Consider the following 13,846-nt stretch of genomic DNA (forward strand, 5'->3'; position numbering starts at 1 on the left):
GTGAAGGGCACGCCTCACATGACGTTCTCCATCGGCATCGTCGGCGCCGGACAGTTCTCGGGCCAGTTCGCCACGCTGTTCCAGGCCCACCCCGGCGTCAGCGACGTCTACGTCACCGACCTGCTGCCCGAGAGGGCCGGGCAACTCGCCTCCGCCCAGGGGCTGACGGGCACCTTCCCGTCGTACCAGGCCATGCTGGAGTCGGAGGACGTCGACGCCGTCGCGATCTTCACCCAGCGCTGGACGCACGGGCCGCTGGTGCTCCAGGGCCTCAACGCCGGCAAGCACGTGTACTCGGCGGTCCCCATGGCGATCACCGCGGAGGAGATCGCGGCGATCATCGACGCCGTCAAGGCCACCGGACTGACCTACATGATGGGCGAGACCAGCGAGTACAACCCGGCGACGGTCCACGCCCGCAACCAGATCGCCGAGGGCGCCTTCGGGCGGCTGTTCTACGCCGAGGGCGACTACGTCCACGACATGGACCTGGGGTTCTACGAGGCGTACCAGTACAGCGGCGGCGAGAACTGGAAGGCCACCGCCAGCTATCCCCCGCTGCTGTACCCGACGCACGCGGTCGGCGGGGTGCTGGGCGCCTGGCGGACGCACGCGGTCAGCGTGTCGGCGATCGGGGTCGTCGACGACCGGGGCGACGGTGTCTTCGACAAGGAGATCAGCCAGTTCGGCAACGACTTCTCCAACGCCACCGCGCTGTTCGAGGTGGCGGGCGGCGGCTCGTTCCGTACGAACGAGTTCCGGCGGGTCGGCTACCCCTCGCACATACGGGAGTCGCGCTTCCGCTTCTTCGGCACCGAGGCGAGCATGGAGCAGCTCGCGACGGTCGCCCTGTGGCAGGACAAGCAGGGGGTGAAGGACATCAGCGAACTGCTGGAGCCCAAGCCCACCATGGCGCCCGACGACCCGTCGCTCCAGCACATCGCGCCCGAGCTGCGGGCCGCCTTCACCTCCGGGTCGGCTCCCGTGCACGACCGTGCGCGGCTGCCGAGGGAGTTCGACCACCTCCACAACGGCCACGAGGGCAGCCACCACTTCCTGGTGGACGACTTCGTGACCGCCGTCAACACGCGCAGCCTGCCGTCGGTGAACGCGTGGGTGGCCGCCCGCTACACCCTGCCGGGCATCATCGCGCACGAGTCGGCGCGGCAGGGCGGGGTACGGCTGGAGATCCCGGACTTCGGGGACGCGCCCCTGTAGGGCCCCGGAGCGGCGCGTGCGAGCCGGGTGCCCGGATCAGGTGCCCGGCTTGCGGCCGTACACGAAGACGTCGTCGTTCTTCTTCAGCAGTGACCAGTACTTCTTGGCGTCGGCCTTGGTCATGTTGACGCAGCCGTGCGAGCCCGGCGGGTTCCACATGCTGACGCCGACCGAGTGGAAGGCCTGGCCGCCGTCGAAGAACTGGCTGTAGGGCATCGGCACGTCGTAGATCGACGAGACGTGGTCGATGTCCCGCCAGTAGATCTTCTTCAGGCCGGTGCGGGTCTCGTAGCCGTCGCGGCCCGTGCGGACCGGGACGGGGCCGTAGACGAGCTTCTTGCCGTCCTGGATCCAGCTCAGCTGGAGGCTCAGGTTCACGCAGGCGATCCGGCCCTTGTTCACCGGACACTTGCCGTCCTTGTTGGGGTTCGTCCCGACGGCCTTCTGCTTCTGCATCAGGTCCATCACGCCCCAGGTGATGGACCCGGCGTAGCCGGCGTTCGGGGAGATGCCGTGCTTGGTCTGGAAGGCCTGGATCGCCTTGCAGTCGGCGGCGGACTGCTTGCCGTCGACCGGGCGGCCCAGGAACTTCTCGACCTGCTTCTGGTACGGGCCGGTCTGCGTGGTGCAGCTCGCGGCCGCGGCCGGGCCGGCACCGAGCGCAAGTGTGAGCGGTGCCACCAGTGCGGTGATCCCGAGCGCGATGGCGCCCCGTCTGCGTACGTCCCCCATGGTTGGCCATGCCCTTTCGGAAGTGGTCGGTGGTCTGCGATCCCTGCCAGCTAGACGGGCGGACGGGGGGTTCGGTTGTGCGGTCCCGCAGTCTGCGACGAAACGGTGACATACCTCACCACACGGCCGGCCTCTCATCGGTAGTCGGTCGTGTCGGCCGGCTTGCCCGCGTCCTGCACCTCGACCAGGTAGCGCCAGGCGTCCGGACGGCTGCCGTCGAGGTCCGTGAAGCCGTACTCCCGGGCCAGGGCGCCGCTGGAGAGGGACCGGCCGTTCCAGCGCGCCACGTCCGGGTCGGCGGCGAGCGCGGCCACGGCCCGGCCCACGTAGCGCGGGGTCTCCGAGATGGCGAAGTGGGGGACGCGCTCCAGGGCGTCGCGCCAGTTGTCCTCCCGTACCCCGTAGGCGTCGAGCATCATCTCCGAGCGCAGCCAGCCGGGGGTGAGGGCGACGGCGGTGGCGCCGCGCGGGCCGAGTTCCTGGGCGAGGGCGAAGGCCATGCGCAGGACGGAGGCCTTGGCGAGGTCGTAGAAGAAGTTCACGCGGTAGTGGTCGCCGTTGTAGTCGGCGGTGCCGTCGGTGACCTCGACGACCAGGCCGCCGGGCCGGCGCAGCAGCAGGGGCAGGGCGTGGTGGCTGGTGATGGCGTGCGTCTCGACCGCGAGCCTGAGCAGGCGCAGGCCGTTGTCGAGGTCGTGCTCCCAGAGCGGGGTCTCCCACTCGAAGAGCTTCTCGCCGCCCCAGATGTCGTTGACCAGGACGTCGAGCCGGCCCTGTTCGTCGGCGATGCGGTCGACGAGGGCGCGGACCTGCGCCGGGTCGAGGTGGTCGGTGGGTACGGCGACGCCCTGCCCGCCGGCCTCGGTGACCAGGTCGGCGGTGTCCTCGATGGTCTCGGGCCGGTCGTACTCCGAGCGGCGGGTGCGCGTGCTGCGTCCGGTGACGTAGACGGTGGCGCCTGCCGCGCCGAGCTCCACCGCCATGCCCCGTCCGGCGCCCCGGGTCGCACCGGCGACCAGTGCGACCTTGCCCTTCAGCGGAGCTGACATGTCCGACCTCCCGAGACCGTGGCTGTTTGTCGCCTCCACGGTGACGGGTAAGCCGGACATCTTCTGTCGCCTTTCGCCGGCGACACGCGGTCAGTGGCCGCGGGCGATCCACTCCTGGAGGTGCGGGGCCTCCGCGCCGATGGTCGTGGCGTCTCCGTGGCCGGTGAGGACCTTCGTCCCGGGCGGCAGCGTGAGGAGGCGGTCGCGGATCGAGTCGATGATCGTCGGGAAGTGCGAGAAGGACCGGCCGGTGGCGCCGGGGCCGCCCTGGAAGAGGGTGTCCCCGGTGAAGACGGTGGCGAGCTGAGGGTCGTACAGGCACACCGCGCCGGGCGCGTGCCCCGGGGTGTGCAGGACCCGCAGGTCGGCGCCGCCGGCCTCGATCACCTGGCCGTCGACGAGCCAGGCGTCGGGCTCGCGGTCCGGGTGGGTCTGCTTCCACAGCGGCAGGTCGTCGTGGTGCAGCCAGATGGTGGCCCCGGTGCGCTCGGCGAGGGCGGGGGCGGCGTCGATGTGGTCGTTGTGGGCGTGGGTGCACACGATGGCCGTGAGCCGGCGGTCTCCGACGGCCCGGGCGATGGCGTCGGCGTCGTGGGCGGCGTCGATGACGATCGCCTCATGATCGTCGCCGACGATCCACACGTTGTTGTCGACGTCCCAGGTGCCGCCGTCGAGGCTGAACTGCCCTGAGGTGACGAGGTGTTCGACGCGGGCGGTCATCACAGCACCACCACCGAGCGCAGCACGTCGCCGTGGTGCATCCGCTCGAACGCCTTCTCCACCTCGTCCAGCTGGATGGTCTCGCTGACGAACGCACCCAGGTCCAGGCGCCCCTGCAGATGCAGGTCGATCAGCATGGGGAAGTCGCGGGAGGGCAGGCAGTCGCCATACCACGACGACTTCAGCGCCCCGCCCCGCCCGAACACGTCCAGCAGCGGCAGTTCGAGTTTCATCTCGGGGGTGGGCACGCCGACCAGGACGACCGTGCCGGCGAGGTCGCGGGCGTAGAAGGCCTGCTTGTACGTCTCCGGGCGGCCGACGGCCTCGATGACGACGTCGGCCCCGAAACCGCCGGTGAGTTCGCGGATCGCCTCGACCGGGTCGGTCTCGCGCGAGTTGACGGTGTGGGTGGCGCCCATGGTCCGGGCGGTCTCCAGCTTGCGGTCGTCGATGTCGACGGCGATGATCCTCGCCGCTCCGGCGAGGTGCGAGCCGGCGACGGCCGCGTCGCCGACGCCGCCGCAGCCGATGACGGCGACCGTGTCGCCCCGCCCGACGTTCCCGGTGTTGATCGCGGCGCCGATGCCGGCCATGACACCGCAGCCGAGCAGTCCGGCCACCTGCGGGGCGACGGCCGGGTCGACCCTGGTGCACTGCCCGGCGGCGACGAGGGTCTTCTCGGCGAAGGCGCCGATGCCGAGGGCCGGGGACAGCTCGGTGCCGTCGGTCAGGGTCATCTTCTGCTGGGCGTTGTGGGTGTCGAAGCAGTACCAGGGCCGCCCGCGCAGACAGGCGCGACATTTCCCGCACACCGCACGCCAGTTGAGGATGACGAAGTCACCGGGCTCGACGTCGGTGACGCCGTCGCCGACCGCCTCGACGACGCCCGCGGCCTCGTGGCCGAGCAGGAAGGGGAAGTCGTCGCTGATGCCGCCCTGCTTGTAGTGCAGGTCGGTGTGGCACACCCCGCAGGCCTGGACGCGCACGACCGCCTCCCCCGGGCCGGGATCGGGCACGACGATCGTCTCGATCCGTACCGGCTCGTCCTTGCCGGGTGCGATCACACCACGTACTTCCTGCGCCATGCTGACTCCTTCGTCGGCCCGGATGCCGTCCTTTCCGACCCTACGCGCGACTGATCGGTAAGGGATGCGGATCAGCCACCGGCGGCGCCGTATCACCAGCTCACGCGGGGCCCGAAAACGCGGGGCACCGCACCCGGCGGCCCCCGTAACCTGACAGCTCCCGACGCCGAAGGAGCGACGTGAGCATCGCAGAGACCAAGACCGGTACACCCGCCTGGCGCCTGCTCCTCGGATACGTACGGCCGCACCGCCGGTCCCTGATCGCCGGTGCCGTGCTCTCGCTGGTCACCGGGGCGACCGGGCTGATGCTGCCGCTGGTGGCACGCGGCCTGATCGACGATCTGGCGCACGACCGGGCCATCACCGGCGCGCTGCTGCTGATGTCGGCCCTGGTCGTGGCCAACGCGGCGGTCGGCGCGCTGGGTTCGTACGTGCTGCGGCGCACCGCCGAGTCGGTGGTGCTCGGCGCGCGGCGCTCGCTGTCGTCGTATCTGCTGCGGCTGCGCGTCGGAGCCGTGGACCGCACCGAGCCGGGCGACCTGATGGCCCGGATCACCTCCGACACCACCCTGCTGCGCGAGGTCACCACCGACTCGCTGGTCGGGCTGGGCACGGGCGGGCTCACGCTCGTCGCCACGGTGGTGATGATGGGCCTTGTGGAGCCCGTGCTGCTGGGCGTCACCCTGGCCGTGATCGTGGGCGCGGGCGTGATCCTCGGCGTGATCGTGCCGCGGATCAACAAGGCGAGCCGGCAGGCGCAGGACGCGGTGGGTGTCATGGGTGCCTCGCTGGAGCGGATCCTCGGCGCCCTGCGCACCGTGAAGGCGTCCGGTGCCGAGCACCGGGAGGAGCGCACACTGCACGAGGCGGCGCAGGAGTCGTGGCGGCAGAGCGTGCGGGCCGCCAAGTGGTCGGCGGCCGCGGGCAACACGGCGGGGCTCGCCATGCAGATCGCCTTCATCACGGTGCTCGCGGTGGGCGGCGCGCGCGTGGCGACCGGCGCGATCGACGTGGGCACGCTGGTCGCGTTCCTGTTGTTCGTCTTCTATCTGATGTCGCCGATACAGCAGGTCGTCGGCGCCGTCACGCAGTACCAGACGGGCGCCGCCGCCCTCACCCGCATCCAGGAGGCGCTGCTGCTGCCCGCCGAACCCGCGGCGGCTGCCGCCCCGCTCCCCTCCCCCGGTGCGCAGCCCGCCGCCCTCGCCTTCGACGACGTCCGCTTCCGCTACGCCGACGATCTGCCGTACGTCCACCACGGCGTGACGTTCGCCGTGCCCGCGCAGGGCATGACGGCGTTCGTGGGCCCGTCCGGCGCCGGCAAGACCACCGTGTTCTCGCTGATCGAGCGGTTCTACGATCCGGAATCCGGGGTGATCACGTTCGACGGGCGCGACCTCGCCGACTGGGAGCTGACGCAACTGCGCGCGGCGATCGGCTACGTGGAGCAGGACGCGCCGGTCCTGTCGGGCTCCCTGCGGGACAATCTGCTGCTGGGCAATCCGGAGGCGGACGACGACGCCCTCGCCCGGGTGCTGAAGACCACCCGTCTCGACGGCCTGGTCGCCCGGCTGCCCGCCGGCCTCGACACGCTCGTCGGGCATCGTGGCACCAAGCTGTCGGGCGGCGAGCGGCAGCGGGTCGCCATCGCCCGGGCTCTGCTGCGCCGCCCCCGGCTGCTGCTGCTCGACGAGGCGACCTCGCAGCTGGACGCGGTCAACGAGGCGGCACTGCGCGACACCGTCGCGGACGTGGCCCGTACGACCACGGTCCTCGTGGTGGCGCACCGGCTGTCCACGGTGACGATGGCCGACCGGATCGTGGTGATGGACGCGGGCCGGGTGCGGGCGGTCGGCACGCACCGTGAGCTGGTGACCGCCGACCCGCTCTACGCGGAGCTGGCGGCGACCCAGTTCCTGGCCTCGGCGGACTGAGCCGGCGGGCACGGACCCTGGCGGGCGGTTCCGCTCACCCGGCAGGCCCGGTGGTCCGGCTGCGCTTGCTCAGCCCGCCGGACGGGAGGAGGCTCGACAGGAGAGACCCCGCGCGGCCCGCTCCCGACCGGGTCGCGGCCCTTCGAAGGAGGTCATCATGGGAACCGCGGCAGACCCCGCCTTCGACAGAGAGACACTGCGCCAGGGTGTGGAACAGAGCCCGGACGTTCTGCTCTCGCTCTACGCGGACGACGCGGAGTTCCGCATCGTCGACCACACGACCCAGCCCAGCCACCCCAAGGTCCTGCACGGCCGGGACGAGATCAGCCGGATGCTGGAGGACGTCTACAGCCGCGACATGACCCACAAGCTGGAGCGGTGCGTCATCCAGGGCGACGAGGCCGCCTACAGCGAGAGCTGCCAGTACGCGGACGGTGTGCGCGTCCTGTCCGAGTCCATGCTCTCGCTGCGGAACGGCAAGATCGCCGAACAGACCCTGGTTCAGGCCTGGGACGAGTAGGAGAGCCGCCGCGACGGTGTCAGCGCATCCAGGCGCTGTACGACATGACGTCGCCCTTCTTGACGCCGTACTCGGGTTCGGCGGTGGAGAAGGTGGTCTCCAGGCCGAGGACGGCGCCGGTGACCGGGTTCATGATCAGCATGTGGTGGGCGCCGGGGCCATCGTACACGTACGCCTGACCGCGTCGCCCGAGGCGGTCGGTCACCTGGCCGACGGGCCGCAGTCCCTCGGTGCCGGCCAGGAGGCGGGCGAGCGCCGCGGTCTCCCGGGCGCCGAGGGTCCAGTGGTCGAGCAGCACCTTGACGGCGTCCAGCAGCTGGGGCGTGGTCAGCGGAGTGTCCGAGTACTGAGCTTCCGTCAGATAGGCGCGCAGCCGGGCGGGGTCGTGCGGCGGCGGGGACTGGGGCGGGGCGTCGCTCCAGCTCGGCGGATAGGTCTGGTCGCTCAGGACGTGCCCGTCGTCGACGAGGTGCGGCTCGTCGCCCGCGCCGGAGAGGACCGGTCGGCCCGGATGCCTCGGGTCGGTCGCCACGACGAGCTCCGTGTGACTGCCGTCGGCCCGCCAGCGCACGATGCGCTCCTCGGGCAGCGTGATCGGGGGCTTGTCGTCCGACATGCCCATGCTCCAGGACTGCACGTGCGTGCCCTTGCGCAGGCGGGGCGAGCCGTCGGCGGCGGCCTGCTCGGCGCGCTCGGCCAGCCGGCCCAGGGGCAGGGGGGTGGAGCCGGTCTGCACCACCAGCGGACGGGGTGCGGCGACCGCCGGTGTGGTGTTCGGGCCGCTCAGTACGAGGGTCAGCGCCAGGGCGGCGACGACGGCCGTGGCGACGAGCCCCCAGGCCAGCCGGGGCCGGCCCGTGCCGGGCCACAGCCGCTCCCGCAGACGGCCTGGCGGCCGCTCACGCAGCAGCCGCTCCAGCCGACGCTCGGCGCCGTGGTCCAGGGGGCCGTCGCCGAAGTGGGGGCCGTCGGACGGCACCGGGTTGGCACCGCGCAGCAGTTCGAGTTCGTCAGCCATGGCCGTGTTCCTTAGGGGCGGTCACGTGGGCGGCGGCGGGCAGGGGGCGTGGGGCCCGGGTGCGGCGGGGGGTCAGGGGCGCGGTACGAAGAGCATGCGCGTCCGCTGGGCTCGTGAGGCGCGGCGTCGGCGGGCCGTCGCCCGGCGCGGGCCCGGGAGCGGAGAGGATGTCGGTCATCGCCGGTCCCCCTTACCCAGTGAGTGGCCCGTGTCCGCCATGTCCGCGGGGCGCATCCCGTCGATCTCCGCTCTGAGGCGGCGGCGGGCCCGGTGCAGCCGCATCGCCGCGGCCCGCCTGCCGCAGCCGAGGGCGATCGCGACCTCGTCGATGCCGAGTTCCTCCCAGGCGGTCAGGCGCAGCACCTCCTGGTCGGCCGCGGAGAGCCGGGCGAGGGCCTCGTGGACCCAGGCGCCGGGCGTGTCGGCCTCGGGGCCCGCCGCGATGTGCCGCCCGTGCGCGGTGTCGTCGTTACCGAGCCGGTCGACGAGCCGGCGGCGGCGTCCGTGGCCGCGCACCGTGTTGGCCAGGCAGTTGCGTGCCACGCCGTACAGCCAGGGCAGCGGGGAGGAGGGCAGGTCGGCCCGGCGCCGCCAGGCGACCGTGAACACCTCCGCCACCACTTCCTCCACCTCGCCGGCCCGCCCGTCCAGTCGCCGCGCGACATAGCGGCTGACCGCCCAGTAGTGCTCGCGATAGGCAGCGGCGAAGATCTCGTCGTTGCTCATGTCCCGTTCGTGTCCGGCACCTTCTCGATCGTCACACCCGTTTTCGTGATTCTCGTCGCGTCGGGAAAGTGTGACGTCCGGGCGGGGCGCGGACACAGGCGGGGCATGAGGCACCTGAAGTGGCTGACCACCACGGATCACAAGACGATCGGCACGCTGTACCTGGTGACGTCGTTCGCGTTCTTCGTCATCGGCGGCGTGATGGCACTGTTCATGCGCGCCGAGCTCGCCCGGCCCGGTCTGCAGATCATGTCGAACGAGCAGTTCAACCAGGCGTTCACGATGCACGGCACGATCATGCTGCTGATGTTCGCGACGCCGCTGTTCGCCGGCTTCGCGAACTGGATCATGCCGCTGCAGATCGGCGCGCCGGACGTGGCCTTCCCCCGGCTGAACATGTTCGCCTACTGGCTGTATCTGTTCGGCTCGCTCATCGCCGTGGGCGGCTTCCTCACGCCGCAGGGCGCGGCCGACTTCGGCTGGTTCGCCTACAGCCCGCTCTCGGACGCGATCCGCTCTCCGGGCATCGGCGCCGACATGTGGATCATGGGTCTGGCCTTCTCCGGCTTCGGCACCATCCTCGGCTCGGTCAACTTCATCACCACGATCATCTGCATGCGCGCCCCGGGCATGACGATGTTCCGCATGCCGATCTTCACCTGGAACGTGCTGCTGACCGGTGTGCTGGTCCTGCTCGCCTTCCCGGTCCTGGCCGCGGCCCTGTTCGCCCTGGAGGCGGACCGCAAGTTCGGCGCGCACGTCTTCGACTCCGCCAACGGCGGCGCGTTGCTGTGGCAACACCTCTTCTGGTTCTTCGGCCATCCAGAGGTGTACATCATCGCGCTGCCGTTCTTCGGGATCATCTCCGAGGTCATTCCGGTCTTCTCCCGCAAGCCGATGTTCGGTTACACGGGTCTGATCGGCGCGACCATCGCGATCGCGGGTCTGTCCGTGACGGTGTGGGCGCACCACATGTACGTCACCGGCGGTGTGCTGCTGCCGTTCTTCTCCTTCATGACCTTCCTGATCGCGGTCCCGACCGGTGTGAAGTTCTTCAACTGGATCGGCACCATGTGGAAGGGTTCGCTGTCCTTCGAGACACCGATGCTGTGGGCGACCGGCTTCCTCATCACGTTCGTGTTCGGCGGGCTCACGGGCGTGCTGCTGGCCTCGCCGCCGATCGACTTCCACGTCTCCGACTCGTACTTCGTGGTGGCCCACTTCCACTACGTCATCTTCGGGACGGTGGTGTTCGCGATGTTCTCCGGCTTCCACTTCTGGTGGCCGAAGTTCACCGGCAAGATGCTCGACGAGCGCCTCGGCAAGATCACCTTCTGGACGCTGTTCATCGGCTTCCACGGCACGTTCCTCGTCCAGCACTGGCTGGGCGCGCAGGGCATGCAGCGGCGGATCCCCGACTATCTGGCGGTGGAGGGCCTGACGACGCTCAACACGGTGTCGACGATCAGTTCATTCCTGCTCGGCATGTCGATGCTGCCGTTCTTCTACAACGTCTGGAAGACGGCGAAGTACGGCGAGCGGGTCACGGCCGACGACCCGTGGGGCTACGGTCGTTCCCTGGAGTGGGCCACCTCCTGCCCGCCGCCCCGCCACAACTTCGTCGCCCTCCCCCGGATCCGCAGCGAGTCCCCGGCGTTCGACCTGCACCATGCGGATGTCGCGGCGGCGGAGCGGGAGCTGACGCTGCGATGACCGCCATGGAGGGTCTGCCCGCGGACGTGGACCTGCGGGCGTTCCACAACGAGGTCGAGGGCCATCTGCTGGCCGCCGCCGCGCACGAGGAGGCCCGCGCGGCCGCCGCGCGCTTCGCCGCCGGGCTCGACCGGCTGCCGGAGGCCCAACGGGAGGAGGCGGAGCGCCTGTTCGCGGCGGAGCACCTCGCCCTCGCCCGGGCCTCCTGGCAGCAGACGGCGCGGCGCGGGCAGGAACTGCGCGGCGAGTACGAGGCGGTGTACCGCAGGCTCCGCGCACGGCTGCTGGCCGGATCGCTGCTGGGCTTCGCGCTGCTGGTGGCGGCGGACCTCGTGGTGCTGGTGTCGGTCCAGGGCCTGTCGTAGCCGGTGTCAGGCCCCGCTGCCGGCGGGGTTCCTCAGGACCTCGATCAGGCTGGCGTAACTGTCCTGTCCGTGGCCGGCGGCGGCGGCCTTCTCCATGGCGGCCTTCAGGAGCTCCGGCAGCGCGTTGTCGACGCCGCGGGCCGCCGCCGCGTGGAGGAGATGGTCGATGGCCGCGATCTGCACGTCGACGGTGGCGTCGTCGCCCGGGTAACGGCCGGCGTCCACCTGGGGCGCGTATGTGCTCAGGAAGCCCGCCACCGCGTTCAGCCAGCGGATCGCCACCGGGGTGAAGGCGGTGGCGGACGTCCCCTCGGCGCCGACCAGTGCGGTGCCGTGCAGCCAGCCGGTCATGGTGGCCCACATCAGTCCGAGCAGGGCGGCGTCGTAGAGGGAGGCGAGGCCGGGGTCGGTGCCCAGGTGGAGGGGGTCGCCGAAGGACGCCAGGGTGGAGCGGTGGGCGTCGAAGACCTCCTTGGAGCCGCTGTAGAGGAACATCATGGCGGGGTCGCCGACGCCGGGCGGGGTGGTCATGATGGCGCCGTCGAGGTAGCCGGCCCCGTGGGAGTCGGCCCACTTGACGGCCTCCTGGGCCTGCTCGGGGGAGCCGGAGGTGAGGTTGACCAGCGTTCTGCCCGCCAGGTCGCCGGCGGCCGGGTCGAGGACGGTGTACAGCGCCTCGTAGTCCAGCACGCAGGCGATGGTCAGCGGAGAGGCGGCGATCGCCTCCTGCGGTGTGGCGGCCAGGCGGGCGCCGCGGTCGACCAGAGGGCGGGCCTTGTCCGGAGTCCGGTTCCAGACGGTGGTCGGGTGGCCCCGGTCCAGCAGCGCGGCTGCCAGTGCCGAGCCCATCGAGCCCAGTCCGACGACGGTGACCGGCCGGCGGTGTCCTGCGTTCATGCCCAACTCCTCGTAGCTGCTTGCAAGGTGACGTGTGATCACGTACGGCCACGTTCGCAGGGCACGAAGATCGGGAACAGTGACAGCAGTGACGGCCTCCACCAAATTCCTGCCATAGGCTGCGGAGTATGAGTGCCGGTTCTGTCGCCGTGGTCGTGACCGAGGAGATCGGGGTCCCCTCGTGGGATCTGTACGAACTGAGCATCCCGTGCACCGTGTTCGGCAAGCCGCAGCCCGATCTGGCCGACCCCTGGTACGACCTGCGGCTGTGCGGGACCGGGGCCGGGCAGGCGGAGGGGGACGGTGCGGCGGACGGTCATGGCCTGAGTCTGCGCACCCGCTACGGGCTGGACGACCTGGTCGGTGCCGACACGGTCATCGTGCCGTCGGTGCCCGACCCGTGCGTCGAGGAGGGCAAACCGCTGCCGCGGGCGCTGATCGACGCCCTGTGCCGGGCTCATGACGCGGGTGCCCGCATGGTCTCCCTGTGCACCGGTGCCTTCGCGCTCGCCGAGGCGGGGCTGCTCGACGGGCGGCGCGCCACCGCCCACTGGATGCACACCGCACAGCTGGCCGAGCGCTACCCGAAGGTGCACGTGGACGCGTCGGTGCTGTACGTGGACGACGGCGACGTGCTCACCAGCGCCGGGCTGACCGCCGGACTCGACCTGTGTCTGCATCTGGTGCGGCGCGATCTCGGCGCGCACGTCGCCAACCAGCTGGCGCGCCGCATGGTGGTGCCGGCCCACCGGCCGGGCGGGCAGGCGCAGTTCATCGAGCTGCCCGTGCCGGCGGGTGACGACGAGGGACTGGCGCCCGTCCTCGCCTGGGCGCGGGCCCACCTGGACCGGCCGCTGACGGTGGCCGACCTGGCGCGGCGGGCCGCGATGAGCCCCCGCACGTTCTACCGGCGGCTCCAGGCCGCCACCGGGACGACACCGCTCCAGTGGCTTCTCGACCAGCGACTCGGGCGCGCCCGGTCACTGCTGGAGTCGACGGATCTGCCCATCGAGAAGGTCGGGGAGCTGAGCGGCCTCGGCACGGCCAACAATCTCCGCCACCACTTCCTCAGGAACCTCGGGGTGTCGCCCGGCGAGTACCGGCGGGCCTTCCCCGCGGCCCGGACGGCCGGATGCGGACGTACGCGACTCTGAGTCACCTCCGCGGGCTCCACCCCGGGGGCCGCAGGATCCCCAGCAGCTGCCGGACGAGTTCGTCGACGACCTCGTCCAGCGTCGCGTCGACCCAGCCGGCGCTCCAGTCGTGCAGCAGGCCGTTGACGCTGCCGATGAAACCCGTCGCCGCGAGGCGGTAGTCGCGGGGTGCCGCCTCCCCGCGCGCGGCGGCCGCCCGGGCCTCGGCGCAGATGAGGTCGACCCAGCCGGCCCGGCGGGCGAGCCGCTGTTCCTCCAGGCGCGGGCTGACGCCGATGATCTCGACGAAGGTGATGCGGATCCGGCGCGGATCGGCGGTGACGTTCCCGGCGTAGGCGCGGAAGATGGCGGTCGCGCGCTCGACGAGCGGCAGGTCCGCCGCACCGGCGGCGGCCTCCAGCACCGCCGCCTCGGCCCAGTCGTTGACCTTCAGGTGCAGCGCCGCGAGCACGTCCTCCAGGGTGCGGAACTCCTCGTAGAACTGACGGGTCGACAGCCCGGCCGCCTCGCTGAGCGCCGCGACGGTGGTGGCGCGGAAGCCGGGGGTGTCGCCGAACAGCTGGAGCGCGGCGTCCAGGAACCGCCGGCGCCGCTCGGCCTGCCGCTCCTCGGCGGTCTTGCCGCCGTAGCGGCCGGTCGGCGCTCTGAGTCTGCCCGGCACCGGCTCCCCCTCTGTCGCTCGAACACCATCTTCGCCCGAACATCGCCCGAACAC

14 protein-coding genes are annotated in these 13,846 nt (G+C 71.4%); 6 read left to right on the forward strand and 8 right to left on the reverse strand.

The features are described from left to right. The first annotated feature begins 18 nt into the window (after positions 1-18). Complete coding sequence (locus QF034_RS02300) at positions 19-1,218, forward strand: Gfo/Idh/MocA family protein (protein ID WP_307173293.1); 1,200 nt, start codon at positions 19-21, stop codon at positions 1,216-1,218. Between the two features lie 36 nt (positions 1,219-1,254). On the opposite strand, the gene QF034_RS02305 is transcribed toward QF034_RS02300, so the two are convergent. The 4 genes from QF034_RS02305 to QF034_RS02320 form a co-directional block, all read right to left on the reverse strand. Continuing rightward, entirely contained in the window at positions 1,255-1,950 is a 696-nt protein-coding gene (locus QF034_RS02305) for a L,D-transpeptidase (protein WP_307173294.1), read from the reverse strand. Between the two features lie 134 nt (positions 1,951-2,084). Beyond that, positions 2,085-2,999 carry an SDR family oxidoreductase gene (locus QF034_RS02310; RefSeq protein ID WP_307173295.1) on the reverse strand — a complete coding sequence of 305 codons (915 nt, stop codon included), beginning with the start codon at positions 2,997-2,999 and terminating at the stop codon, positions 2,085-2,087. A 90-nt stretch (positions 3,000-3,089) separates the two neighbouring features. After that, a complete protein-coding gene (locus QF034_RS02315; protein WP_307173296.1) occupies positions 3,090-3,719 on the reverse strand; it encodes an MBL fold metallo-hydrolase in 630 nt (209 codons plus the stop codon). Then, a complete protein-coding gene (locus QF034_RS02320; RefSeq protein ID WP_307173297.1) occupies positions 3,719-4,804 on the reverse strand; it encodes an S-(hydroxymethyl)mycothiol dehydrogenase in 1,086 nt (361 codons plus the stop codon). The genes QF034_RS02315 and QF034_RS02320 overlap by 1 nt, the downstream gene beginning before the upstream one ends. A 179-nt stretch (positions 4,805-4,983) precedes the next feature. Here QF034_RS02320 and QF034_RS02325 point away from each other — a divergent pair, with 179 nt between their 5' ends. Together QF034_RS02325 and QF034_RS02330 are read left to right on the forward strand one after the other, a co-directional pair. Then, positions 4,984-6,738, forward strand: a complete 1,755-nt coding sequence (locus QF034_RS02325; protein ID WP_307173298.1) for an ABC transporter ATP-binding protein — start codon at positions 4,984-4,986, stop codon at positions 6,736-6,738. Positions 6,739-6,895: 157 nt separating this feature from the next. Continuing rightward, positions 6,896-7,258 carry a nuclear transport factor 2 family protein gene (locus QF034_RS02330; protein ID WP_086565125.1) on the forward strand — a complete coding sequence of 121 codons (363 nt, stop codon included), beginning with the start codon at positions 6,896-6,898 and terminating at the stop codon, positions 7,256-7,258. A gap of 19 nt (positions 7,259-7,277) precedes the next feature. Here QF034_RS02330 and QF034_RS02335 read toward each other — a convergent pair whose 3' ends face one another. Both QF034_RS02335 and QF034_RS02340 read right to left on the reverse strand, forming a co-directional pair. Further along, on the reverse strand, positions 7,278-8,276 hold the full coding sequence (locus QF034_RS02335) for a CU044_5270 family protein (RefSeq protein ID WP_307173299.1): 999 nt from the start codon (positions 8,274-8,276) through the stop codon (positions 7,278-7,280). A 174-nt stretch (positions 8,277-8,450) separates the two neighbouring features. Then, complete coding sequence (locus QF034_RS02340; RefSeq protein WP_307173300.1) at positions 8,451-9,002, reverse strand: RNA polymerase sigma factor; 552 nt, start codon at positions 9,000-9,002, stop codon at positions 8,451-8,453. A 105-nt stretch (positions 9,003-9,107) separates the two neighbouring features. Here QF034_RS02340 and ctaD point away from each other — a divergent pair, with 105 nt between their 5' ends. Both ctaD and QF034_RS02350 read left to right on the forward strand, forming a co-directional pair. Continuing rightward, on the forward strand, positions 9,108-10,715 hold the full coding sequence (ctaD, locus tag QF034_RS02345; RefSeq protein WP_307173301.1) for an aa3-type cytochrome oxidase subunit I: 1,608 nt from the start codon (positions 9,108-9,110) through the stop codon (positions 10,713-10,715). Continuing rightward, positions 10,712-11,080, forward strand: a complete 369-nt coding sequence (locus QF034_RS02350) for a hypothetical protein (protein WP_307173302.1) — start codon at positions 10,712-10,714, stop codon at positions 11,078-11,080. Before ctaD ends, QF034_RS02350 begins: the two co-directional genes overlap by 4 nt. 6 nt (positions 11,081-11,086) lie before the next feature. Here QF034_RS02350 and QF034_RS02355 read toward each other — a convergent pair whose 3' ends face one another. Beyond that, the gene (locus tag QF034_RS02355; RefSeq protein WP_307173303.1) at positions 11,087-11,977 is read right to left on the reverse strand and encodes an NAD(P)-dependent oxidoreductase; all 891 of its coding nucleotides are present in this window, start codon (positions 11,975-11,977) and stop codon (positions 11,087-11,089) included. Positions 11,978-12,126: 149 nt separating this feature from the next. Here QF034_RS02355 and QF034_RS02360 point away from each other — a divergent pair, with 149 nt between their 5' ends. Then, a complete protein-coding gene (locus QF034_RS02360; RefSeq protein ID WP_442480581.1) occupies positions 12,127-13,131 on the forward strand; it encodes a GlxA family transcriptional regulator in 1,005 nt (334 codons plus the stop codon). Between the two features lies 1 nt (position 13,132). Here the strand turns inward: QF034_RS02360 and QF034_RS02365 are convergent, their stop codons facing one another. Further along, entirely contained in the window at positions 13,133-13,792 is a 660-nt protein-coding gene (locus QF034_RS02365) for a TetR/AcrR family transcriptional regulator (protein ID WP_307173305.1), read from the reverse strand. Between the last annotated feature and the right edge of the window lie 54 nt (positions 13,793-13,846).

The organism is Streptomyces africanus (assembly GCF_030816955.1).
GTDB lineage: Bacteria > Actinomycetota > Actinomycetes > Streptomycetales > Streptomycetaceae > Streptomyces > Streptomyces africanus.

What these genes read in the sequence shown, in the direction of transcription:
- QF034_RS02300 (WP_307173293.1), top strand. Translation starts at nt 19, where the DNA reads ATGACGTTCTCCATCGGCATCGTCGGCGCCGGACAGTTCTCGGGCCAG.
- QF034_RS02320 (WP_307173297.1), bottom strand. Translation starts at nt 4,804, where the DNA reads ATGGCGCAGGAAGTACGTGGTGTGATCGCACCCGGCAAGGACGAGCCG.
- QF034_RS02305 (WP_307173294.1), bottom strand. Translation starts at nt 1,950, where the DNA reads ATGGGGGACGTACGCAGACGGGGCGCCATCGCGCTCGGGATCACCGCA.
- QF034_RS02310 (WP_307173295.1), bottom strand. Translation starts at nt 2,999, where the DNA reads ATGTCAGCTCCGCTGAAGGGCAAGGTCGCACTGGTCGCCGGTGCGACC.
- ctaD (WP_307173301.1), top strand. Translation starts at nt 9,108, where the DNA reads ATGAGGCACCTGAAGTGGCTGACCACCACGGATCACAAGACGATCGGC.
- QF034_RS02335 (WP_307173299.1), bottom strand. Translation starts at nt 8,276, where the DNA reads ATGGCTGACGAACTCGAACTGCTGCGCGGTGCCAACCCGGTGCCGTCC.
- QF034_RS02350 (WP_307173302.1), top strand. Translation starts at nt 10,712, where the DNA reads ATGACCGCCATGGAGGGTCTGCCCGCGGACGTGGACCTGCGGGCGTTC.
- QF034_RS02355 (WP_307173303.1), bottom strand. Translation starts at nt 11,977, where the DNA reads ATGAACGCAGGACACCGCCGGCCGGTCACCGTCGTCGGACTGGGCTCG.
- QF034_RS02330 (WP_086565125.1), top strand. Translation starts at nt 6,896, where the DNA reads ATGGGAACCGCGGCAGACCCCGCCTTCGACAGAGAGACACTGCGCCAG.
- QF034_RS02340 (WP_307173300.1), bottom strand. Translation starts at nt 9,002, where the DNA reads ATGAGCAACGACGAGATCTTCGCCGCTGCCTATCGCGAGCACTACTGG.
- QF034_RS02315 (WP_307173296.1), bottom strand. Translation starts at nt 3,719, where the DNA reads ATGACCGCCCGCGTCGAACACCTCGTCACCTCAGGGCAGTTCAGCCTC.